At 37.8% G+C, this 21,035-nt stretch carries 18 protein-coding genes; 10 read left to right on the top strand and 8 right to left on the bottom strand.

The genetic code is table 11. From position 1 onward, the window contains the following. Positions 1-322 precede the first annotated feature (322 nt). The 3 genes from FW754_RS07205 to FW754_RS07195 all read left to right on the top strand — a co-directional run bounded on the left by FW754_RS07205 (position 323) and on the right by FW754_RS07195 (position 3,415). Complete coding sequence (locus FW754_RS07205; protein WP_409510329.1) at positions 323-1,483, top strand: acyl-CoA desaturase; 1,161 nt, start codon at positions 323-325, stop codon at positions 1,481-1,483. A 75-nt stretch (positions 1,484-1,558) separates the two neighbouring features. Beyond that, entirely contained in the window at positions 1,559-1,888 is a 330-nt protein-coding gene (locus FW754_RS07200) for a DHCW motif cupin fold protein (protein WP_446324217.1), read from the top strand. A gap of 84 nt (positions 1,889-1,972) precedes the next feature. After that, positions 1,973-3,415, top strand: a complete 1,443-nt coding sequence (locus tag FW754_RS07195; RefSeq protein ID WP_446324216.1) for a protein adenylyltransferase SelO — start codon at positions 1,973-1,975, stop codon at positions 3,413-3,415. Between the two features lie 39 nt (positions 3,416-3,454). Here the strand turns inward: FW754_RS07195 and FW754_RS07190 are convergent, their stop codons facing one another. Both FW754_RS07190 and FW754_RS07185 read right to left on the bottom strand, forming a co-directional pair. Continuing rightward, complete coding sequence (locus tag FW754_RS07190) at positions 3,455-4,528, bottom strand: hypothetical protein (RefSeq protein WP_419346072.1); 1,074 nt, start codon at positions 4,526-4,528, stop codon at positions 3,455-3,457. Between the two features lie 50 nt (positions 4,529-4,578). Beyond that, entirely contained in the window at positions 4,579-5,979 is a 1,401-nt protein-coding gene (locus FW754_RS07185) for a hypothetical protein (protein ID WP_446324215.1), read from the bottom strand. Between the two features lie 245 nt (positions 5,980-6,224). Here FW754_RS07185 and FW754_RS07180 point away from each other — a divergent pair, with 245 nt between their 5' ends. Next, positions 6,225-6,824, top strand: a complete 600-nt coding sequence (locus FW754_RS07180; protein ID WP_409510324.1) for a L,D-transpeptidase family protein — start codon at positions 6,225-6,227, stop codon at positions 6,822-6,824. 19 nt (positions 6,825-6,843) lie between these two features. Further along, on the top strand, positions 6,844-7,224 hold the full coding sequence (locus FW754_RS07175) for an MmcQ/YjbR family DNA-binding protein (RefSeq protein WP_419346074.1): 381 nt from the start codon (positions 6,844-6,846) through the stop codon (positions 7,222-7,224). A gap of 116 nt (positions 7,225-7,340) precedes the next feature. On the opposite strand, the gene FW754_RS07170 is transcribed toward FW754_RS07175, so the two are convergent. Together FW754_RS07170 and baeS are read right to left on the bottom strand one after the other, a co-directional pair. Next, positions 7,341-8,033 (bottom strand): response regulator, encoded by a 693-nt coding sequence (locus tag FW754_RS07170; RefSeq protein ID WP_409510322.1) that lies wholly within the window; start codon positions 8,031-8,033, stop codon positions 7,341-7,343. A 31-nt stretch (positions 8,034-8,064) separates the two neighbouring features. Further along, on the bottom strand, positions 8,065-9,735 hold the full coding sequence (gene baeS / locus FW754_RS07165; RefSeq protein WP_446324214.1) for a sensor histidine kinase efflux regulator BaeS: 1,671 nt from the start codon (positions 9,733-9,735) through the stop codon (positions 8,065-8,067). Between the two features lie 136 nt (positions 9,736-9,871). Between baeS and FW754_RS07160 the strand changes: the two genes are divergently transcribed. The 3 genes from FW754_RS07160 to FW754_RS07150 all read left to right on the top strand — a co-directional run bounded on the left by FW754_RS07160 (position 9,872) and on the right by FW754_RS07150 (position 14,634). After that, positions 9,872-10,540: a hypothetical protein gene (locus FW754_RS07160; protein WP_409510320.1), complete on the top strand. Its 669-nt coding sequence runs from the start codon at positions 9,872-9,874 to the stop codon at positions 10,538-10,540. Positions 10,541-10,842: 302 nt separating this feature from the next. Further along, positions 10,843-12,645: an acyl-CoA dehydrogenase C-terminal domain-containing protein gene (locus FW754_RS07155; protein ID WP_409510319.1), complete on the top strand. Its 1,803-nt coding sequence runs from the start codon at positions 10,843-10,845 to the stop codon at positions 12,643-12,645. Between the two features lie 207 nt (positions 12,646-12,852). Then, on the top strand, positions 12,853-14,634 hold the full coding sequence (locus FW754_RS07150; RefSeq protein WP_409510318.1) for an acyl-CoA dehydrogenase C-terminal domain-containing protein: 1,782 nt from the start codon (positions 12,853-12,855) through the stop codon (positions 14,632-14,634). A gap of 77 nt (positions 14,635-14,711) precedes the next feature. Here FW754_RS07150 and FW754_RS07145 read toward each other — a convergent pair whose 3' ends face one another. Beyond that, positions 14,712-15,338, bottom strand: a complete 627-nt coding sequence (locus FW754_RS07145; RefSeq protein ID WP_446324213.1) for an FMN-binding negative transcriptional regulator — start codon at positions 15,336-15,338, stop codon at positions 14,712-14,714. 162 nt (positions 15,339-15,500) lie between these two features. Between FW754_RS07145 and FW754_RS07140 the strand changes: the two genes are divergently transcribed. Continuing rightward, positions 15,501-15,995, top strand: coding sequence for a phosphate-starvation-inducible protein PsiE (locus FW754_RS07140; RefSeq protein WP_419346078.1), 495 nt, complete (start codon positions 15,501-15,503; stop codon positions 15,993-15,995). Between the two features lie 64 nt (positions 15,996-16,059). Here the strand turns inward: FW754_RS07140 and FW754_RS07135 are convergent, their stop codons facing one another. Continuing rightward, positions 16,060-16,584 (bottom strand): RcnB family protein, encoded by a 525-nt coding sequence (locus FW754_RS07135; protein ID WP_409510315.1) that lies wholly within the window; start codon positions 16,582-16,584, stop codon positions 16,060-16,062. Positions 16,585-16,754: 170 nt separating this feature from the next. On the opposite strand from FW754_RS07135, the gene FW754_RS07130 reads away from it, so the two are divergent. Beyond that, on the top strand, positions 16,755-17,207 hold the full coding sequence (locus tag FW754_RS07130) for a hypothetical protein (RefSeq protein ID WP_409510314.1): 453 nt from the start codon (positions 16,755-16,757) through the stop codon (positions 17,205-17,207). Between the two features lie 81 nt (positions 17,208-17,288). Here FW754_RS07130 and FW754_RS07125 read toward each other — a convergent pair whose 3' ends face one another. Together FW754_RS07125 and znuD are read right to left on the bottom strand one after the other, a co-directional pair. Continuing rightward, the gene (locus FW754_RS07125) at positions 17,289-18,752 is read right to left on the bottom strand and encodes a phospholipase D family protein (RefSeq protein WP_446324212.1); all 1,464 of its coding nucleotides are present in this window, start codon (positions 18,750-18,752) and stop codon (positions 17,289-17,291) included. A gap of 83 nt (positions 18,753-18,835) precedes the next feature. Then, the gene (gene znuD / locus FW754_RS07120) at positions 18,836-20,929 is read right to left on the bottom strand and encodes a zinc piracy TonB-dependent receptor ZnuD (protein WP_446324211.1); all 2,094 of its coding nucleotides are present in this window, start codon (positions 20,927-20,929) and stop codon (positions 18,836-18,838) included. Between the last annotated feature and the right edge of the window lie 106 nt (positions 20,930-21,035).

Raw genomic sequence — 21,035 nt, 5'->3', positions numbered from 1 at the left:
TTGTTTTGCACAAAAAGCCTATTTTTTTATATAAATTAAATTAATAAACAATAGGATTGAAGTTCAATTCTACAGTCTTATAGGATTTCAATTGAATAAAAAACACTTCCGTATCTACTGACTTTAGTGCCATTCTTTTTTTTCGATCGAACCCTTAAAATCTATGTTTTATTCTGTTACTGTTTTATACAATACAGATGTACACTAATCATAGTGAAGCCCTATTCACTCATGTTAATATGTGGTCATATATAGCCTGAAAACAGAAACTATATTTTTGACTTTTAGCCTTAATGCAAGGTTCTCAGGAGTGCTGTTGGAGATGAATGCTCCCCTACCCAAAGCCCCGATTAACTGGATCGCTGTTTTTGCTCTAGTTTTTCTTCCTATTGTTGCTGTGATCGCCATTCCACTTTATGCGTGGCATCATGATTTTAGCGTAGCTGCTTGGATCAGTTTGTTTGTACTGCTTGGTGTAAGTAGTCTAGGCATAACTGCGGGTTATCACCGCTTATGGGCGCATCGTGCCTATGAAGCAACACTGCCATTAAAAATTATTTTAATGATTATGGGAACTTTTGCCGTTCAGAACAGTATTCTTTTCTGGGCTTCAGGTCATCGTACCCATCACCGTCATGTTGATGATGTGGAAAAAGATCCGTATTCAATCAACAATGGTTTTTGGTTCGCACACATTGGTTGGATGCTTCGTAACTATCCATCTGGTGGTTCAAACTATAAAAATGCACCCGATTTATTGAATGATAAAGTCGTGATGTTCCAAGATAAATACTACATTCCATTGGTTATTGCAGTCCATGCAGGTATTTTATTGCCAATTGGTTGGGCAACTGGTGATATGTGGGGTGTATTGTTATTAGGTGGTTTATTGCGCTTAATCTTCAGTCACCATGTTACATTCTTTATTAATTCACTGTGTCATATGTGGGGCAAACGTCCTTATACAGATGAAAATACAGCGCGTGATAATTTCGTCCTTGCCATTGCGACTTGGGGTGAGGGTTACCACAACTACCATCACATCTTCCAATATGACTATCGTAATGGGGTTAAATGGTGGCAATATGACCCAACAAAATGGCTGATTTGGTCTTGCTCTAAATTGGGTTTAGCCAAAAATTTACGTCGTATTCCTAGCTTTAATATCAAAAAAGCTGAACTTGCGATGCGCTTTAAATATGCCCAACAGGATCTTGCTGTATATGGTCATGATGTCAATGCTGACATTCTTGCAATGAAGCACAAAGTTTCACAAGAATATGAAGCTTTTACGCATACGCTTAATGATTGGGCTGCTTTAAAAGAGCAAGAACTTCAAGCGAAGAAAGCGTCTGTGGCTGAAAAGATTCACCAAATGGATGTCAAACTTAAAGTTGATTTTCAATTGGTTGAACAAAAACTTGCTTTCCATCGTGATCGTTTAGAAACGTTGATGCGTGGCATTAAAAAGAATACTGTTTAATTTTAATGAATATTGAAAAGCTCCGAAATGGAGCTTTTCTTTTACCTTAAACTTTTCAAAATAAAAGAGAACAAAGTGAATATCAATCATATTCCTTTTGGGATTACCAATTGGACAAATATCCCTACAACTCGCCATGAAGGTGAACACGGATATGCGCTTTGGCGTACTCAACAATTTGACAATATTCGTGTGCGAATGGTTGAATATTCAGAAAATTACTTAGCAGACCATTGGTGTTATAAAGGTCATATCCTCCTTTGCTTAGAAGGTGAATTACACACCGAACTTGAAGATGGCCGTATATTTACACTCACAGCAGGAATGAGTTATCAAGTTGCAGATCATGCTGAAGCACATCGCTCATCTACAGAAAATGGGGCAAAGTTATTCATTATAGATTAAGCCTATGTGAATACAACACTTGAACCATCGAATACATTTTTAAACTTTGCTATAGTTTCAGCAAAGCCTTGCTGATGTTCTGTTATGAAATTCAATCCACGCTATCCATCACTCAATCCAAAACTCTACCATGAGCAAATGCCTTCACCGCTCAAAGGTGCAAAAGCAGGACATTTCAACGAAACATTGACGGATGAATTACAATGGTCTGATGAAGACAAAACACAATGGATTGAAATCTGTAGCGGACAAAAAACATTTCCTGAATTTCACCCACTCGCAATGGTGTATGCAGGACATCAATTTGGACAATGGGCAGGACAATTGGGCGATGGTCGAGGCTTACTCATCGCACAAATTTTAAATAAAAATGAGCAGACGATAGACCTACACTTAAAAGGTGCGGGCTCAACCCCCTACTCCCGTATGGGTGATGGTCGTGCAGTTTTACGCTCGGTCATTCGTGAATATTTAGCAGGTCATGCACTCAATTCACTTGGTGTACCTTCGAGTAATTCGGTTGGGTTTACATCTTCAGCTCAAGGTGTACAGCGTGAAAAATTAGAGCTTGGTGCTATGATGCTCCGTACTTCAGACTGTCATATTCGCTTAGGACATTTTGAGTGGATCAATCAATATCAACCTGAATTACTGAAAGAATTTACTCAAAAATGTATCGAATGGCACTATCCTGAATGTTTAGAAGCAGAGCAGCCTATTTTAGCTTTTGCCACTAAAGTCATTCAAAATACGGCTGTGATGATTGCAAAATGGCAACTAGTCGGTTTTGCACACGGCGTGATGAATACCGATAATTTAAATATCACAGGTTCAACTTTGGACTTTGGTCCATACGGTTTTATGGAACGCTTCCGTCCAAATTGGATCAATAATCATAGTGATTATAATGGTCGTTATACTTATCAAAATCAGCCGAGTATGGCACATTGGAATTTGTGGAATTGGTTAAATAATTTAATTCCACTTACCCAACCTGAAACTAAAGAACAATTCAAAACAGATTTAGCCAATTGTCTTGAGCATTTTGAACCGACATTTTTAGAAAATTATACCCATGGTCTATGTCAGAAAATAGGTCTACCAATTTTCCATAAAGACAGTTTCGATTGTGCAATGGCTTTTTTAAGAATTCTACAAAGTGAGCAACTGGATTACACCGACAGCTTTACTCGTATGCAAAATAAACAATACGAAGCTATTAAAGATGATTGTATTGATCGTCGTCAGTTTGAAGACTTTTTTACTCAGTATGAAAATATTCGTAAAAATCAAAATACAGGTGAATTGGATGCTGAAATGCTTAAAGCCAATCCTATTTATATTCTGCGTAACCACATGGCACAAAAAGCAATTGAACATGCTGAACGCGGTGATTTTTCAGAAGTCGATCGACTGTTTAAATTACTCAGTCAGCCTTTTACTAAGCAACCTGATTTGGAATGTGCAAAAGACCTCGCCCCCTTGCCAAGTGATGTACCTGAAGTAATGGTGAGTTGTTCTTCTTAACAACTCAACACACCTAAATGAACTTCAATTCTATGGTTCTCACCAAAAATATTGTGCATATAAATACGTACTAAAGCGATGCGCATCATTTGTTGCAAGATCATCTGCCATATATTTAAAGCCAATATTTTTGTGTTGTGCAGAAAAACCTAAAGACTGTGTTTGTGGTTCAATATGAATACCGTATTTTATAGGCTCAGTCTGCCAAAACCCATTCAATTGAGCTAAAGTTAAATATTCATTAGAAAAGCTACTCAGGCTCAAGCTCCATGGTTGAGTTTCTGGTTTATAACGAATCTCAGAGGTTATTTTATAAGGTAACTTTTGCTTATATTCTTTTGTTGTACTTAGTTGCCCTGCGATATTCATACGCGGGCGACCGTCTTGATCGTATGAGAGTGAATAACGTGTAAAAGGTGCATTGTCCCAATAAAGATGCGCCAATACATCTTCAAGCTGTACATTGACCGACCAATTTTGACCAATCTTCCCTGCCAGACCTAAATCAAAACTATAACCATAACCTTTATTGGTCTTACCATTCCAACCCAATTCATCTTCTTTGAGTGCAGGTTTATCGTAACTATAATCTAAATACCCATTGAGCCAATCAACACGATCCATAAGCTCGGTCATATTTGTTGTTTGACCTGTAGCTTTAAAATTTCCATCAACATAATGACGACCAATTAGCGCTGTTACACCTGTTGTAACTTTCCAATTTGAGCCCATGTTCCAATCATAGGCAAATCGTGTTCCAACCGTATCAACATGCTGCGCTTCGAGTTCTAAATCATAGCGCCTGTTACCATCAATAAGTTGATCATTTTCAATTTGGTAATACAACTTTGCCATGTCTTCACTAAAATTTAGTTGATAGTCATAACTCCATACCCAACCCAATGTCCAATTGTCTTTTTGGGTTTCAAGTTTCATTTTCCCTGAAGCAAAAGCATTTTTTCCTTTTTTTAGATTCGAAGTTTCCCAATCATCTAAAAAAGCATGTACAGATACTGGTTCACTATAAAGTTCAGCATTGACAGAAAGACGAACAGACTGTTCCGCATATACCCATGTTGGGCACAGCATTAAAAATATAAGATTTTTTTTCATTCAATTTGAAAGAAGACAGCATATGCTGTCCTCTTCTCTCAAGTCAGATTTTAAGGAGTAATGTAAGTAATCGTATTATCAATAAATTTAGTCACATACTGATCTGATGAATTTTTCGTAATAGTGCCATAACTTGTACTGCCGACTTTCACATCTGCAGAAGTAAATTTTTGTACATCTGCAACCTGTACAAATGCACCATTTTTATGTTTGATTAAACCACTCACAATTGGTGATTCTTTATCAATATCCGTTGCAGTTAATTCAATATCTAATGCATTTTTATCTACAGCCAATGCAACAGTTGCATTGCCTTTAGTATATTCAGCACGTTTTGCTGTAATCCCAATACTAAATGGTGTTGGTGCTGCATTTGCACCTTTGAGATTACCATCAAGTTTAACTACCAAATCTGCATTGATAAAGCTTGTTGATGTTTCACCAGCACTCATATCAATAGCTTTAGATAAATCATTATTGAGCTTAAATGTTACATCTAAATTTAGTACTTCTTTTAGATAAGCAACTTGACCTTTCAAAGTCAATTTATATGGAATCAACTGTTCGGCAGTTTCAACACCATTTTTAAATTGGGCTTGTTTAGCTTCAGATGAAACCTCACTTAATGTCGCTTTCACATCGGCACTTTCAAAAACTAAACCTTTTAATGTTAATGCCGCTGTTGTTGGTAAAGTTTCTTGATTATTCATTGTATTTGAAACAGCATAAACTAACTGTGCTGTACTATCTTCTGTAAAACTAAATTTTGCTTTTTGTTTAGCTACATTGGTGATATCAATCACACCACCTTTCGCAATTTTGAAGTTAAACGTTTTTTGATTGGAAACAAAAGGCGCTTCTATCACAACATTATTTACATTCACCGTTGCTTGGTTTGTATAAATAAAATTACCTTTATTTATCCACCACTGCGAATTACTCCAATCCCAAGAAATACCATCCTTGAAACCATCCCAATAAGCAACATCCGTTGAACCAGTTACTTGAACAGAACCTGCTGTCACTTGAATATTTAGAGTGTTATTTTTTAAATCATATTCAATTGGATAATCATTGTTAATTGCATCTTGCTTAAGTAAAGCTTCTAATGCATCAGCATTATATGATTTTGATTGTCCTTTTGCATCTTCCAAAGCAAGTTCAGCAAGAAGTAGAACCATTCCTGTTCCACGACTTAAATCTAATGCCGTATCATTAATCACTGTTACTGGGGTTTTATAATTGTCTGCAATATCTTCAAAACCATCATAATAAGAAATTATTGCTTTCGTTGTATCAATGAGTTGTTTCGCTTTATCTAAATCCGATGTAGGAACAACAACATTACCATTACCACCACTTGTTGAACTATCTCCAGATGATGACCCACCACCACAAGCAACCATCACTGTACTGCACATAACTACTAATAATGTTTTTTTAAATAACATCAGAAATCCCTCTTTTTAATAAAATCATTTTTATAAATATAAAGCCCGCTCAAAATATAGCTTATTTGGCAAAAACTCAATAAAATGTTGTATAATTTATCATTTATTTATTATTTTTATTAAATACTTAAATTAATTTAATTTTTAATAAACAATCAATTCTCAATATACTACACAAAGTCACTATGGCATTTAATATTTCAAATAAGCAAAATAAAACATAAGCCTCTGTATAAAAAACACCTATGAATAAAAAAATGATATTTCTTCTTTTCGGTTTAATGACACTCAGTATTTTAAGTGTTTATGCTTATCAAAAATATGCTCAATATATTCCCACAACAGACACTGCGCAATTCCTCCCAAATTTAACAGTAAGTGAAATACAAAAAATTCGGCAAAACAGTCCTATTACTGAAGTCAAAGTATATAAAGCTGAACGTAGAGTTCAACTTCTACATGATGAACACATTATTCGCAGTTATGTCATGCGACTTGGCTTTGATCCACTTGGACACAAAGTTCAAGAAGGTGACGGTAAAACACCTGAAGGACGCTATACACTCGATTGGCGCAATCCTCAAAGTGCTTTTTATAAATCACTCCACATTTCTTATCCAAATGAAAAAGATAAGAGAAAAGCGGATCAGCTTGGTGTTTCAGCAGGTGGCGATGTAATGATTCATGGTTCAGCAACCACAGCACAAGTTCAAAAATTATCAAGTTTAATGCAATATTTACCCAAAAGTGATTGGACTTGGGGCTGTATAGCCGTTAGAAATGTCGATATGGATGAAATTTGGAAACTCGTTGATGATGGAACAGCCATCGAAATTTATCCTTAGAAAATAATAGGAGCTCATCATGACAGGAAATGATATTCAGCAATATGCGCTACGTTTTGCAAAGACTTTAGCTCAAGCGGAACTAAGCTATCCTTTCGGCGAGGATATTCCCGTCTTTAAAGTCATGAATAAAGTATTTTTACTGACATCGACATTACAAGGTCAGCCATTTATCAATTTAAAAGTACTACCTGAAAACGGCGATATGTTACGTGATATTTATCCATCTATTCACACGGGATATCACATGAATAAACGGCATTGGATTTCAGTTTATGAAGGTGAGCAAATTTCCAAAGAATTACTCGAAGATTTGATCAGCACATCTTATGAATTGGTGGTAAAAACACTCACAAAAGTACAAAAACAAGCGTTAGAAATTCACTCTTCAATACAATAAGTATTTAATTTTTTTATGATCTATTGTTTTATTTACACGTAAAAATTCAGTGATGTCTATTTATCTATATTTTTTGTGGATAAACCTATATTTATCCACAAAAAAGCTATCTAGCTTTAGAAGTTATCTTCAGGATACTCAAAACGGTAGCCTACACCATATACAGCTTGAATCCATTCATGACGATTCCCTGTTTCAGCAGCTTCTGATATTTTACGTCTTAAGTTTTTGATATGACTATCAATAACACGGTCAGCCACATCAAAACTTTCAGGGTTAATATGGTCTAAAAGCTGTGCTCGAGAATAAACCTGCCCGACATGATCTAAAAATAATTCCAATAAACGAAATTCAGTTGGTGTTAAGTTCAACGACTTTTGTTGATACCAAATACGTTGTTGTGCTTTGTCCATACGGAAAAGATTATGATCTTCAGGTTCTGCTTTACGCTCTAAACGACGTAAAACTGCTTGTACGCGAGCAACCAATTCTTTCGGGCTAAAAGGTTTACAGACATAATCGTCTGCTCCCATATTGAGCCCGAGTACACGATCAATTTCTTCAGTACGTGCGGTCACCATAATAATGGGTAAATCGGACTGTTCACGAACTTTACGGCACATGGTCAAACCATCCATACGAGGCACCATCAAGTCCAAAATCATCAAGCTTGGTTTGCGTTGCTGAAAGCTGTCATAAGCTTCCTGACCATCATGAAACATACTGACTTCAAAACCAGCCGCCTCAAGATAATCACGCACCAATTGTGCAAGTTCCACTTCATCTTCTACTAGCATAATATGTTTCATGCGTGATTTTTCCTTTTATACAATGATTAATTCAGGGCTGTTGTTTGGGAAAGGTCAAAATACAGCGTAATCCACCCAATGGCGAATGATCAAAACGTAATGTACCACCTAAAGCCTGTGCGATTTTACATGACAATGCCAAGCCTAAACCTGTACCACCCGTACTGCGAGTTCGAGAATCATCCACCCGATAAAAACGCTCACCGAGTTTTTTCAATTGAGCGTCATCTAATCCCAATGGGCTATCATCCACAATGACTGACCAACTGTGGGCATCTTGGCGTGTATGAATCTGCACTTCACCACCGGCTTCGGTGTAGCGAATGCTATTGCCCAGTAAATTGACCATAATTTGCTTAAAGCGGTCAACATCCAGTTGTAATATTGTCCCCTCGCCTTGCGCATGTACACTCAAGCCTGCTTGCTCAAATTTCGGCTTAAAGTTTTCAACTTCTTGCACAATCACCGACCAAGGGTTTACCGCAGCAAAATAACAATTCAATTGCTGCGCTTCGGCTTGTGCTAAATCTGCCAAATCTTGAGTGAGTTTCTTCAGACTGCTAACCTGACGTAGCATTGCATCAAAATGCTCAGGAGTAGGTTTACGAATACCATCTTGCATCGCTTCAATCTGCGCTTGTAACACAGCAAGTGGCGTTTTGAGTTCATGTGAGGTATCTGCCACCCATTGACGGCGTGAATTTTCGTGTTGATCGAGAATAGTTGCTAAGTGATTTAACTCTGTCGATAAATCTCCAAGTTCATCATTACGGTTCACAATTACCTGATGCTGAAAATTACCCTTAGTCAATTCTTGCGTAGCTTTTAAAAGACGTTGAATTGGTGTTTTAAAATAGGTTGCCAATAATAATGCAGCCACTAAACTACTTAAGAAAGTCAGAATATAGATCAAGACTAAATAACGCTTTTGATTACTAAAAAAATTAATACTTAGCGCATCATCCTGATCTAAAACGGGTTTCAAGCCCAGATAGCCAACTACCTTATCATTGACTTTAATTGGACGATACGACACCTGATCTCCCGCAGGTTCGCCTAAAATAAATTGACGACGTGCATCATACAAAGATAAACGCGAACTTAAACCTAAACGGTCAGGCATAGAAATGAACCGTTTCTTACCATCTTTTTGATCGAGTGAAATCATAGTTTGTGTCGATGATTTACTGTCTTTATTTTTTTCAGGCGGTCTAAATAAACTTTGATTTTCACTAAGCGGAAACTTCAATCCTTCAAATGGTTGATATTCGGAAGGTAGGTTCTCTTCGAGAATACGCAACTCTTCCTGATCCATTTTTTGTTGTTCAGACAAGGTACCTTGCGCTGTCATTGGCGTAAGTAAAGTATGTTCTTTAAAATAACGTTGCTGTAAGGCAATATCATACTGTCGACGTAACCACCAACGCGACAACTTATCATAATCATCGGGTGCAGCATCACCTTCAATTTGAAAAATTTGTGCTTGAACTGCATTACCCCAGTCTTGATAAATACCGTAAACACCGCCCAAATTATCAATGAGATGATCGAGCTTCTGCATCTCGACATCGGCAACATATTTGGCAAAGTTCTTTTGCATTGTCCAATGCAAAACCCCCATACTTGCTGTCGTAATCAGTAATGTTGTTAACAGTACTGTCAGGAACAAGCGTAATGCGATGGGGACACGGCGTATTTTCAAAACAATCTCACATTTTTCTTCTCATTTTTCCATTGTACTCAACACGGATTCAAAATTCTCTCCATTGTTTCTACATCATTATTATTTAATCTTAACTCCATCAACATAATTTAAAATATTCATTGGAGTAGTAACAATGAAAGCAATGACAAAAATCGTACTCGTTACAGCAAGTGTTATCAGCATGGGGGCTTTAACCGCATGCCAATCAACTCAAGGTTCAAAAAATGATCATCATGGTCGTATGATGGATCGTCAAGATCACAATCAACACCATAACAAAATGTCACCAGAACAACGTGAAGAAATGAAACAAATGCATGCGCAACGTAAAGAGATGCGTGAGCAAATTCAAAAAGCTTGTGATGGTAAAACTGTCGGTCAAACCATTCAAGTCAAAGTGGGTCAACAAAGTGTTGATGGTACATGTAACATGATTTTCAAAGCTGACCGTAAAGCAATGAAAGAAATGCGTAAAAACATGCGTGACGATGCAAATACACCACGCCCAGATCATATGCGCCATGGAATGCATCATGGTGGGATGAACCAAGATACAATGCTAACTGATGCAAAACGTGCTGAATTGACGAAACAATTTGACCAACGCCTTGCACAACGTCAAGTGCAACAACAAGCTATTTTCAAAGCTTGCCAAGGTCAAAGCAACGGTAAAACTGTACAAGTTAAATTTGGCGAACAAACTGTTGACGGTACATGTATTGTAAAATTTAATCCATTACCGAAAGCACAAAATACCGCGTCTGCACCTGTTGCATCAACGGCTACACTAAAAGCATCGTAAAATTTAAATCTGAAAAGCAAAAAATCGCTCAATTTGAGCGATTTTTTTTGGACATATCTTTTTACGAATTGGAACATTCCAATTGTTCTTTTTTCATATAAACCATTTACACTCAATGCAATTTTGCAACATTTGAAGTTTTTATTGACTTCATAGTCACGGTGAAAACAACATGAAATACTTGTACCTGACTATAAGATGTTGCACGATGTAACGGAACTTAGATGTATCTCTTTTAATGATACGTCATCAATATTTATTAAGATTATAAATCTGGTTTAACCAGTATTGAGGAAAACGATATGCCACAATACAAAGCACCCTTACGCGATATGCAATTCGTTTTGCATGAATTATTAAATGCTGAAGAACATTATGCAAAACTCCCTGCATTCAAGGACACCGTAAGCCGTGAATTGGTTGACCAATATTTAGAAGCTGGTGCAGATTTTTGTGAAAATGAATTATCACCATTAAACCAAGTCGGCGACCGTGAAGGTTGTACTTGGAATGATGGCGTTGTAACAACACCTACAGGCTTTAAAGCTGCGTATGATAAATATGTAGAGCTTGGTTTCCCTTCTCTTTCTGTTCCTGAAGAACATGGTGGTCAAGGTCTACCAGGTTCATTGGGTACTGCGATTTCTGAAATGGTCGGTTCTGCAAACTGGTCTTGGGGTATGTACCCTGGTCTTTCTCATGGTGCGGTGCGTACCGTTGAGCATCATGGTTCTGCTGAACAAAAAGAAACGTATTTACCGAAACTTGTTTCAGGTGAATGGACAGGTACCATGTGTTTAACAGAATCTCACGCAGGTTCTGACCTTGGTATTATCCGCTCTAAAGCTGAACCACAAGCTGATGGTAGCTATGCAATTTCTGGCGAGAAAATCTTTATCTCTGCTGGTGAACACGACATGGCGGATAACATCATCCACATCGTACTTGCACGTTTACCTGGCGCGCCTAAAGGCACTAAAGGTATTTCACTGTTCATCGTACCAAAATTCAACGTGAATGCTGATGGTTCAATTGGCGAACGTAATGCTGTACGTTGTGGTTCAATTGAACACAAAATGGGTATTCATGGAAATGCAACTTGCGTCATCAATTTTGATAATGCAAAAGGCTTCTTAATTGGCCCTGAAAACCGTGGTTTACATGCAATGTTCACATTCATGAATACTGCGCGTATTGGTACTGCTGTACAAGGTTTAACAGCTTCTGAATCATCTTTCCAAGGTGCGCTTGCATATGCGAAAGATCGTTTAGCTATGCGTTCACTTTCAGGTCCGAAATCACCTGAAAAAGAAGCAGATCCAATCATTGTTCACCCTGCTGTACGTAACATGCTGATGACGCAAAAATCATTTGCTGAAGGCGGTCGTGCATTGGTCTACTTCTTGTCTCAATATGCAGATATCGTTGAACAAGGTGAAACTGAAGAAGAACGTAAATTTGCTGACAATATCTTGTCATTGTTAACGCCAATTGCAAAAGCATTCTTAACTGAAACAGGTTCAGAGTCTGCAAAACACGGCGTACAAGTATTCGGTGGTCACGGCTTTATTTCAGAACACGGTATGGAGCAAATTGTACGTGATACACGTATCTCTTGCTTATACGAAGGTACAACTGAAATTCAAGCACTTGATCTGTTAGGTCGTAAAGTATTGGGTACACAAGGTGCGATGTTGAAAGACTTCACGAAAATTGTGCACAAATTTATCGAATCAAACAAAGACAATGCTGATTTGAAAGAGTTCCTTGAGCCACTTGCTGCACTCAATAAAGAGTGGGGTGACTTAACGATGCAAATTGGTATGAAAGCAATGCAAAACCCTGACGAAGTGGGTGCTGCCGCAGTCGATTATATGTACTTCTCAGGCTATGTAACACTTGCATACCTATGGGCTCGTATGGCACTTCTTGCGCAACAAAAATTGGCAGAAGGTTCTACTGAAACTGGTTTCTATTCGGCTAAAGTAACTACTGCTCGCTTCTACTTCAAAAAGATTCTTCCACGTGTTCGTTCACATGTAGACGTAATTGCAGGCGGTCTTGATCCCCTCATGGCACTAAGCCCAGAAGACTTCGCATTCTAAGTCGTTTTTTGAACAAACACACCAAAACTCTGCACTCTTGAGTGCAGAAATAGAAAAGGACGGTCATAGCTTTGACGGTCCTTTTTCTTTATCCTTTTTCTTCATAAATAGTCACATAAATTACCTTAAATCTCCTGACTGCTTTGATGCTGTTCAATTAAACTGATTTAAAGTCATCCGATTCAAAAAACCAATAGGTGAACCAATATGCCAATTTATAACGCTCCTCTTGCGGATATGAAATTCATCCTGAATGATGTTTTCAATGCAGAACAATTCTGGCAATCAAATGAAAATTTAGCGCATGTCGATGCTGCTACTGCTGAAGCTATTTTAGAAGAAATGGCAAAATTTGCGCAAAATGTAACCCTGCCTTTAAACCGTTCAGGCGATGAAGAAGGTGCTCAATTTGCAAATGGCGCAGTGACAACACCTGCTGGCTTTAAAGCCGCATTCCAACAATACGCTGAAGGCGGTTGGATTGGCTTAGGTGCTGATGAAGAATGGGGCGGTCAGGCAATGCCAAAAATGCTGACTGTGCTGTCAGATGAAATGTTATTTGCAACTAATCCTTCATTCATGCTTTATCCGCTTCTTTCTGTGGGTGCAGGTATGGCGTTAAACAGCTATGCATCACAAGAACAAAAAGAAACTTACTTACCTAAAATGTATACAGGTGAATGGTCAGGTACGATGTGTTTGACTGAACCACATTCAGGGACTGACTTGGGTATTATCAAAACCAAAGCTGAACCGAATGCAGATGGTACGTACAATATTACAGGGACTAAAATCTTTATTACGGGTGGTGACCACGATCTTTCTGAGAACATCATTCACCTCGTACTTGCAAAAACACCAAATGCACCTGCGGGTTCTCGTGGTATTTCGTTATTCATCGTACCGAAATTTATTGTTAATGCTGACGGTTCGTTAGGTGAGCGCAATACAGCAGGTCCTGGTTCTATTGAACACAAAATGGGGATTAAAGCTTCTGCAACTTGCGTGATGAACTTTGATGCTGCTAAAGGCTACCTCGTTGGTAAAGAAAATGAAGGCTTAGCTGCGATGTTCATTATGATGAACTACGAGCGCTTGTCTATGGGTATTCAAGGTCTTGGTGCCTCTGAATATGCTTACCAAAATGCAGCACAATATGCGACTGATCGCTTACAAGGTCGTAGCCCAACAGGTGCTAAATCTCCTGAGAAACCAGCAGATAGCATTTTAGTTCATGGCGATGTACGCCGTATGTTGCTCAATGCTCGTGCAAACAATGAAGCATCTCGTGCATTTGCAGTTTATGTCGGCCAACAATTAGACATTACAAAATTCTCAACTGATCCTGAAGCAGTTGCAGCAGCAAATAATCGTGTTGCACTTTTAACACCAATTGCAAAAGCATATTTAACAGATACAGCATTTGATGCAGTAATTGATGCGCAAATGGTTTTCGGTGGTCACGGCTTTATTCGTGAATGGGGTATGGAGCAATGTGTACGTGACTTGCGTATTGCACAAATCTACGAAGGTACAAATGGCGTTCAATCACAAGATTTAATTGGTCGTAAAACCATTAAATGTAACGGTGAATTCATTGCTGAATACATTGAAGAAATCCGTGATTTTGCCAATGATTTAGACACGAGCCTAAATTTCATTAAAGATGCAACTTTAGATGTTGCAACTGAAGTAGATATGATTACTCAATTTGTTCTTGAACGTGCAAAAGAAAATCCTGAGTACTCAAATGCTGCTGCCGTAGATTATCTACATGCTGTAGGTTTACTGAGCTTCACGTATATGTTTGCAAAAATTGCCAATGCTGCAAAAGACAAAGAAGGTCAGTTCTATCAAGACAAACTTGCGCTTACACATTACTTCATTCAACGTATCTTGCCTGATTTAAGTTCACGTATTATGAAAATTAAAGCAGGTTCTGAAGTGATTATGGACTTCAGTGAAGGCTATTTCACAACACAATCATAAGCTTAATTTAAAATAAAAAATGCCCAATTATTTGGGCATTTTTTTTAGCAGTTGAATACATTTATCTTCATTACAATCTATTGAGGAAAATATTTCTTCACTGACTGCGCCATTTTAGGGTTTAAATTTTCCAAAGCCTTTTCTATATTTTCAACATCTTGTTTCGACCGATTCTGACTAACTTTAAACTTACCAACAATAGATTCAATCTCAACTTCAATCGCAACAATTTTCTCTAACTGTTCTTCAATAAAATCCTTCGGAGCATCACCCATTTTCCACGGAATCGGTTGTGTTGCTTCATGAGTTCGAGTCAATCGTGCCAAAATACCACGTAAATACTTTTCATCGTTCACCTTACGAATTATTCCTTTGACATGTACTATCCTATAGTTCCACGTCGGTACAACTCGATGGTGCTCTTGTTTTCCTTCATACCAATTTGGCGAAATATAATTTTGATCAGCATGAAAAATCACATAGGCAGATTGAGCATTTTCCAATAATTCAAATAAAGGATTCGTTTTGGCAATATGTCCACGCAAAATGCCACTTTCTCCAACTGAACAATCTAATGCTAAAGGAATATGATTGGCCTCAATTTCACCATCATGCACTACAATCAAAGTTCCTAAAGGATTCTTTTCAATTAAAGTAAAAAGTTCAGCCATATTTTCTTTTTGAAAATGAGTAGGTAAATACATTTTTATTCTCAACCACCATCCAAATAACGACATTAAAACTAACATCAAAAAGCTCATAAAATATATCAAAGATTCTTCATTTGTCTTTCATGTGCATGAAACTTGCATGCTTTTTACTATAGATATTTTCGTAAACCGTAAAAGTACATATTGGAGGATAAAATGAACAAAGACCCACGTATAGAGAAAATAGAAAACCTCCTCGACAAGTTTGGCAATATTGCAGTAGAAGCTTTTCACTACATTGCCCTATTTATTATTGGCTGTATGATCGCATGGTCAGCAGTTCATACCATATTCGAAATTTTAACCGTTAAACAATATGCCAGCATTGATGATATATTATTGTTATTCATCTACTTAGAGTTGGGGGCGATGGTTGGTATTTACTTTAAAACCAATCACATGCCTGTACGTTTTCTGATTTATATCGCCATCACAGCACTCACTCGATTACTTATTTCAGATATTCAACACAACCATAAAGCCGATATTAGCCAAGTTATTATTACAGGCTCTATCCTCATTTTAGCGATTGCCATTTTGGTGGTGCGATATGCATCTTGGACTTATCCATCGGTTATACGAGACAAACACTCAGAAAAACCCCTACCTCACGGCAAAACGCCACGCCCTGAAGATGACGAGTTGGCTTAAAAATAAAAGCGCTCCCTTTTTACGTAAAGAGAGCGCTTTCAATTTCAAGGAAAATCATTCCATTTTATCGTCCGTTTGGAATTTGCACATAACGCCCATTTTGATAAACCCAATGCATGCCCACTTGCGGATCGGGCAATCCATAACGGCGCCAATCAGTAATTAAGGTATATTCTGAACTTTGTATTGAACCACCATCACCATTCACATAACCGTAGCTATTTCCTGAGTATTCTGTTTTGGTTGGAAATTGATGATTATAAATAATCGTCACACCATTTTGTGGTGGGTAGCTTGGATAAGATGGATAACTATGGTTTGGATAGCCTTGACTAGGATAATTTGGCAGTGGTCGAGTAGGATATTGTGAATGACCTCCTCCGTGATAATTTGGTGGATTAACAGGATACGTCTGTGTAAATGGATGCCCATATGGTGTTGCATTACCCTGATAAGACGATGTATACGGTGCAGAATGCTGATGACGCTCTACCGACTTATATCCCCCCCATTTATTATCTGCCATCACTGAAACAGACACTGTAGCAATCATCAACATAAGTGCTGACTGTATGATGCTTTTGTTCATTGTCTTTTCCACTCCTGATTCAATCTAGACAGTTTAAAATCTAATTTAAGATAAATAATGAATAAATAATATACAAATTATAGCACTACTCAAATTTGTCATACTTAGGTCAGATTAAATAAGCTGTCTTTCTGCTAATATATATTTTTTAATTGGATGGATGCTGTACTGTGGCTGAACTGAATTTTGACCGTCTTCATCAATTTTTTTGCAAAGTTCCAAGTGTGCAGGAAGCATTTATTGATAGCTATGGTTCAGATGGCAAACAGGCGTGGTGGTTTAAATTTCAGATCAATATCGATCATCCGCTTGCATGGCAAACCGTTCAAGAACTCGGTCATGTCTTAAATTACATTTCAAAGAATGAACGCCTACCGACTCAATTTTTACCTGTTTCCCCTCCTCCATATATGAACGGTGAAGCAAAGCAATTTTTAGCGTGGGTCATTCAGTGTAATCATGTCGACTTTCCACCTGATGTGGTCTGTGATTGGCTTGAAGCTCGTCTGCCAAAACCTGTTGAAAATATTGATCAATGGAAAATAAAAACAGACTTACATGAACTCGATAAAATGACCGATAAGGATTTGGATGCAGTAGTTCCACCAAATCCTCATCATTAATTTTAAAAGCCCTAATCCCAATCTTCTCTGCTAGAGAAGGTATTTTCCCTCTCCTTATAGGAGAGGATTAGGGTAAAGTCATTAAAACGTCGACAAACCACTCCATTCCATAAATCTATACACGCCATACTTAAACGTAGATTCATCTGCAAATTTTGAATACTCTATGCTCATCTGACGACCATTTAAGTTCGACCATGCGGTATTAAAATATTGTTCGGCATCAACAAAAACTTGCTGTTGTGGTTGCCCCAGGACACGTAAATCAGTTTCTAAATTATAATTTTTCAAATTCCGTGCGGTAAAGTTGGCTGAACCTAAAATTAACTCAGCCGATTGGGCATTACGTTTCACAATCATCTTACTGTGACATTGCTCGCCTTGCGTATTGCACCAACGCACATCGACACCAGCTTCATGTAACTCCGAAGCCACTTGACGGTTAGGAATGCCATTTTTTTGCCGACCAAATGCATCTTTATTTGGATCAAGTAGCACTCGAACCTGAGCACCTTTTTCTTTGGCAGAAATTAACCCTTTAATAATCTGACGTTCCGATAAATAAAACATGGCTAAATCAATCTTATCGCCCGATTTTACCGTACTCAGCATTTTTAAAATGGCTTCATAGATGGCTTTTTCAGTCAATACTTGAACCTGTGGATCAGTCTTAACACCCTCCATGTTCCCTATAGCAACAAATGGTGTCGTACCACCTGATAGCATCGCAACGGGTTGTTCAGATTTAAGTACATCTGTTGCAATAGCACCTGTCACCATTAAAGCAACATTAGAATGGCGTGAACTACCATCATGTGGATTGGCTGAGGTTACTATGGTTTTCCATCCTGCATCGGTATCAACAACAATGGTTTTACGATGATTAGCTTTAAAATTGAATAAATTGAAATAACTTCGAAGCGTGATTGGCTCTTTACCAAAAGGATTATTTAACCAACCTTTTTCAGGATTATTGCCTAAGTCTTGACAGCACAAATACCACAGACCTGACCACGTAGGATTAGATGCACGTAATGGCGTCAAATTGGTTTCAATCACATCAATGCCACCCTGACGTAATTGACGATATTGCTCAGGCAGAATCCCGCCATATACGGAATTGATTGGATCTGTTATAAATTTTATTTCAAGCGTTGGATTGACTACTTTCTGATTAATTAGAGCTTGTGTAAGTTGCTCTGTCAGTTCTCGTTGTGGAATTTTAGAATTACCCACTTCTTTATTAAATAAAAACATATCAATCACAATCGTGCTTTTAGCTTCTTTAATCAGTTGTAATACCTGATCAAAAATCTGTTGATCAATCTGTTGTTTTCCTTGCATATCGATATACGTCTGATCTACCAGAAACTGTACATTGGCATGACGTAATGGTCCTGTGAAATTAAGCCCCTCATGCATTGGTTTAACTGTGTGATAAACAGCTGACGCCAAATAACCAAATGCAAAAAAGCCTAATAACACACCGACATAACGTCGTTTTGACCAATTCAGTTTATGCTGAATTTTATTAAAGATACGCATAGAAAAAAACCTAATCTGTTAATAGCAGACTAGGTCGAATTGCTTTATTTTTCAATGATGATTTGGTGAATAAATCCTAATAATTAGAACTTATAATCTACACCAATGACAAAATTACGTCCCATTTGCGGAATATTGGACAAAAATGAACTGTGCTCATAGACTTGTTCATCAAGTAAATTATTGGCATTAAAAAAGACTTTGGCTTCTTGTCGATCTGCCAATGAATACTTATAGGCCAAACCAATATTGACCATATTATAGCCTTGGGTTTCATGTTCATAAGCGGCAAATTTATCTTGATTAAACACATGCGAATACTCTGCTGAACCTGACCAGTGATCATCAAAATCTGCATTGATCCGTGTACCTAAGCGTCCTGCAGGGACACGCGGTGCATTATCACTATCAATTTTTCCACGAACATAATCGCCAAAAAGACTTGTTTTATAAATATCGTTGAATTGATAAGCTACTTCAGCTTCTGTACCGTAGAATTTTGCTTTGTCTTGGCTATATTCGATCAAGCGGAAGTTTTCATACTGATCTAATGTTTTTGCATAAATATAGTTATCAAACCAATTGTGATAAAGATGAACATGATAACTGAGTTTATCATCGTCATAATGTAAACCTAATTCAACATTATTGGATTTTTCATTGTCTAGGCCATCATTGCCAAGCTCATAAGTGTTGGTAGCAAAATGTCCACCATGGGCATACAACTCTTGCGCCAACGGTAAACGCTCTTGATGAGAACCAAGCAATGATAATTTATAGTTCGGTTTAAAGTCCCAATTTACCGCACCTGAATACGAAAAAGCATTGCCATCAAAGTCTTTTTGTTCAGAGTCTACATCTACTATTTGATGATCCAAACGTGTACCTAATTCCACATGGAAATCACCAAATTGACGATGCTCTACACCAAACAGACTGTATTTTTGTGTTTCATTCGGTGCAAGTGTTGCCTCTTCACCTGTGACATCAAGTTTTTGCTGACTCGCTTGAATACCCCAAACGCCTTCCCATTTCGCAAGAGGATTGTGGACTAACTCGATACGCCCTTCATAACCTTTACTTTTAAAGGTTGTCATTGCTTCGCTACCTTCAATTTCATCATGTTGATAGTCGGTATAACTTGCTTGAGCACGTAACTTTTTAAAACCTGCAAAAGGTTCATTCAACTCTGAGCGGAAATCATAACGTTCTGTTTTCATATCAATCCATGGGCCATTTTCATGTGCATGATCTTCATCATGGTCATGCCCAGAGTGATCATGTCCTGAATGATCATCACCACCACAGTGCAAGTGATCACCATGAGGATGACAAGACTCGTATTCATGGCTATGCCCTGGTAAGCCATATTTGTCTTGACGGTTACTATAAGATACACCTGCAAAGCCACGTTCACCAATCCATGACAATCCAACATTGACGTTTTCAGACTCTGAGAATGTATTGCCTACACGTTTTTCTTTTTCTAACTCACCGTCATGATCATGGAAATAATTCGGTGCTATATAATCATTGGCATCACGTTTTAAGCCTTCTACACGTAAAGCCACGTTTGAACCTAAGCCAACGGTAGTGCCTGCATGAGTCATTTTTTCATCATTGCCACTGTTGTAACGTAATCCAACATTGCCTTCATAACCATTTTCAGGCATCTGTGTTGGAATTTTCGTATCAGTTACATTGACCAAACCACCGACTGAACCTGCGCCATAAAGCAAAGTCGATGGTCCACGAATCACTTCAATTTTTTGCGCCAGTTGCGGATCTATAGTCACTGCATGATCAGGCGATAAGCTTGAAACATCCATCGTTTCTGTAGCATTTTGCGTAACTTTAACGCGTGCACCTTCTTGCCCACGTATGACAGGACGGCTTGAACCTGAGCCAAAACTATTTGAATGAATCCCCAGTTCATTTTTCAGTGCTTCACCTAACGTTGTACCGCTTTCTTGTAGTTTTTCACGTGAAATATTTTGATCCGCTACACCAAAATCGGCATCGGTCTGATCAAGGGGATGCGCAGTTATGGTGATACTCTCAAGCTTATTTATTGACTGAGAAGATGGTATTTCTTCATCTGCCCAAAGAAGTGTAGATGTAGTTGAAGCTAAAATTGTGGTGATCGACAGTGTCAAGGCACTTTTAGAAAATGACATACAAGGCTCTCATAGCTCAGTATTTTTAAAAATGTTATATTATAACATTTCACTTTATTTGCAATAAAAAACAGTGTTAATTTTAATTTTGTATAAAATCAATTCA

It is taken from the genome of Acinetobacter sp. 1207_04, assembly GCF_052850415.1.
The sequence above is the reverse complement of the archived record's forward strand: the minus strand, read 5'-3'. Positions and strand labels throughout refer to the sequence as shown.

Bases quoted from the DNA above. Each gene is read 5' to 3' on its own strand.
- FW754_RS07190 (WP_419346072.1), bottom strand. From the start codon at position 4,528: ATGAAAAAAAATCTTATATTTTTAATGCTGTGCCCAACATGGGTATAT.
- FW754_RS07140 (WP_419346078.1), top strand. From the start codon at position 15,501: ATGAACAAAGACCCACGTATAGAGAAAATAGAAAACCTCCTCGACAAG.
- FW754_RS07135 (WP_409510315.1), bottom strand. From the start codon at position 16,584: ATGAACAAAAGCATCATACAGTCAGCACTTATGTTGATGATTGCTACA.
- FW754_RS07205 (WP_409510329.1), top strand. From the start codon at position 323: ATGAATGCTCCCCTACCCAAAGCCCCGATTAACTGGATCGCTGTTTTT.
- FW754_RS07195 (WP_446324216.1), top strand. From the start codon at position 1,973: ATGAAATTCAATCCACGCTATCCATCACTCAATCCAAAACTCTACCAT.
- FW754_RS07170 (WP_409510322.1), bottom strand. From the start codon at position 8,033: ATGAAACATATTATGCTAGTAGAAGATGAAGTGGAACTTGCACAATTG.
- znuD (WP_446324211.1), bottom strand. From the start codon at position 20,929: ATGTCATTTTCTAAAAGTGCCTTGACACTGTCGATCACCACAATTTTA.
- FW754_RS07160 (WP_409510320.1), top strand. From the start codon at position 9,872: ATGAAAGCAATGACAAAAATCGTACTCGTTACAGCAAGTGTTATCAGC.
- FW754_RS07125 (WP_446324212.1), bottom strand. From the start codon at position 18,752: ATGCGTATCTTTAATAAAATTCAGCATAAACTGAATTGGTCAAAACGA.
- FW754_RS07185 (WP_446324215.1), bottom strand. From the start codon at position 5,979: ATGTTATTTAAAAAAACATTATTAGTAGTTATGTGCAGTACAGTGATG.
- FW754_RS07175 (WP_419346074.1), top strand. From the start codon at position 6,844: ATGACAGGAAATGATATTCAGCAATATGCGCTACGTTTTGCAAAGACT.
- FW754_RS07150 (WP_409510318.1), top strand. From the start codon at position 12,853: ATGCCAATTTATAACGCTCCTCTTGCGGATATGAAATTCATCCTGAAT.
- FW754_RS07155 (WP_409510319.1), top strand. From the start codon at position 10,843: ATGCCACAATACAAAGCACCCTTACGCGATATGCAATTCGTTTTGCAT.
- FW754_RS07145 (WP_446324213.1), bottom strand. From the start codon at position 15,338: ATGTATTTACCTACTCATTTTCAAAAAGAAAATATGGCTGAACTTTTT.
- FW754_RS07180 (WP_409510324.1), top strand. From the start codon at position 6,225: ATGAATAAAAAAATGATATTTCTTCTTTTCGGTTTAATGACACTCAGT.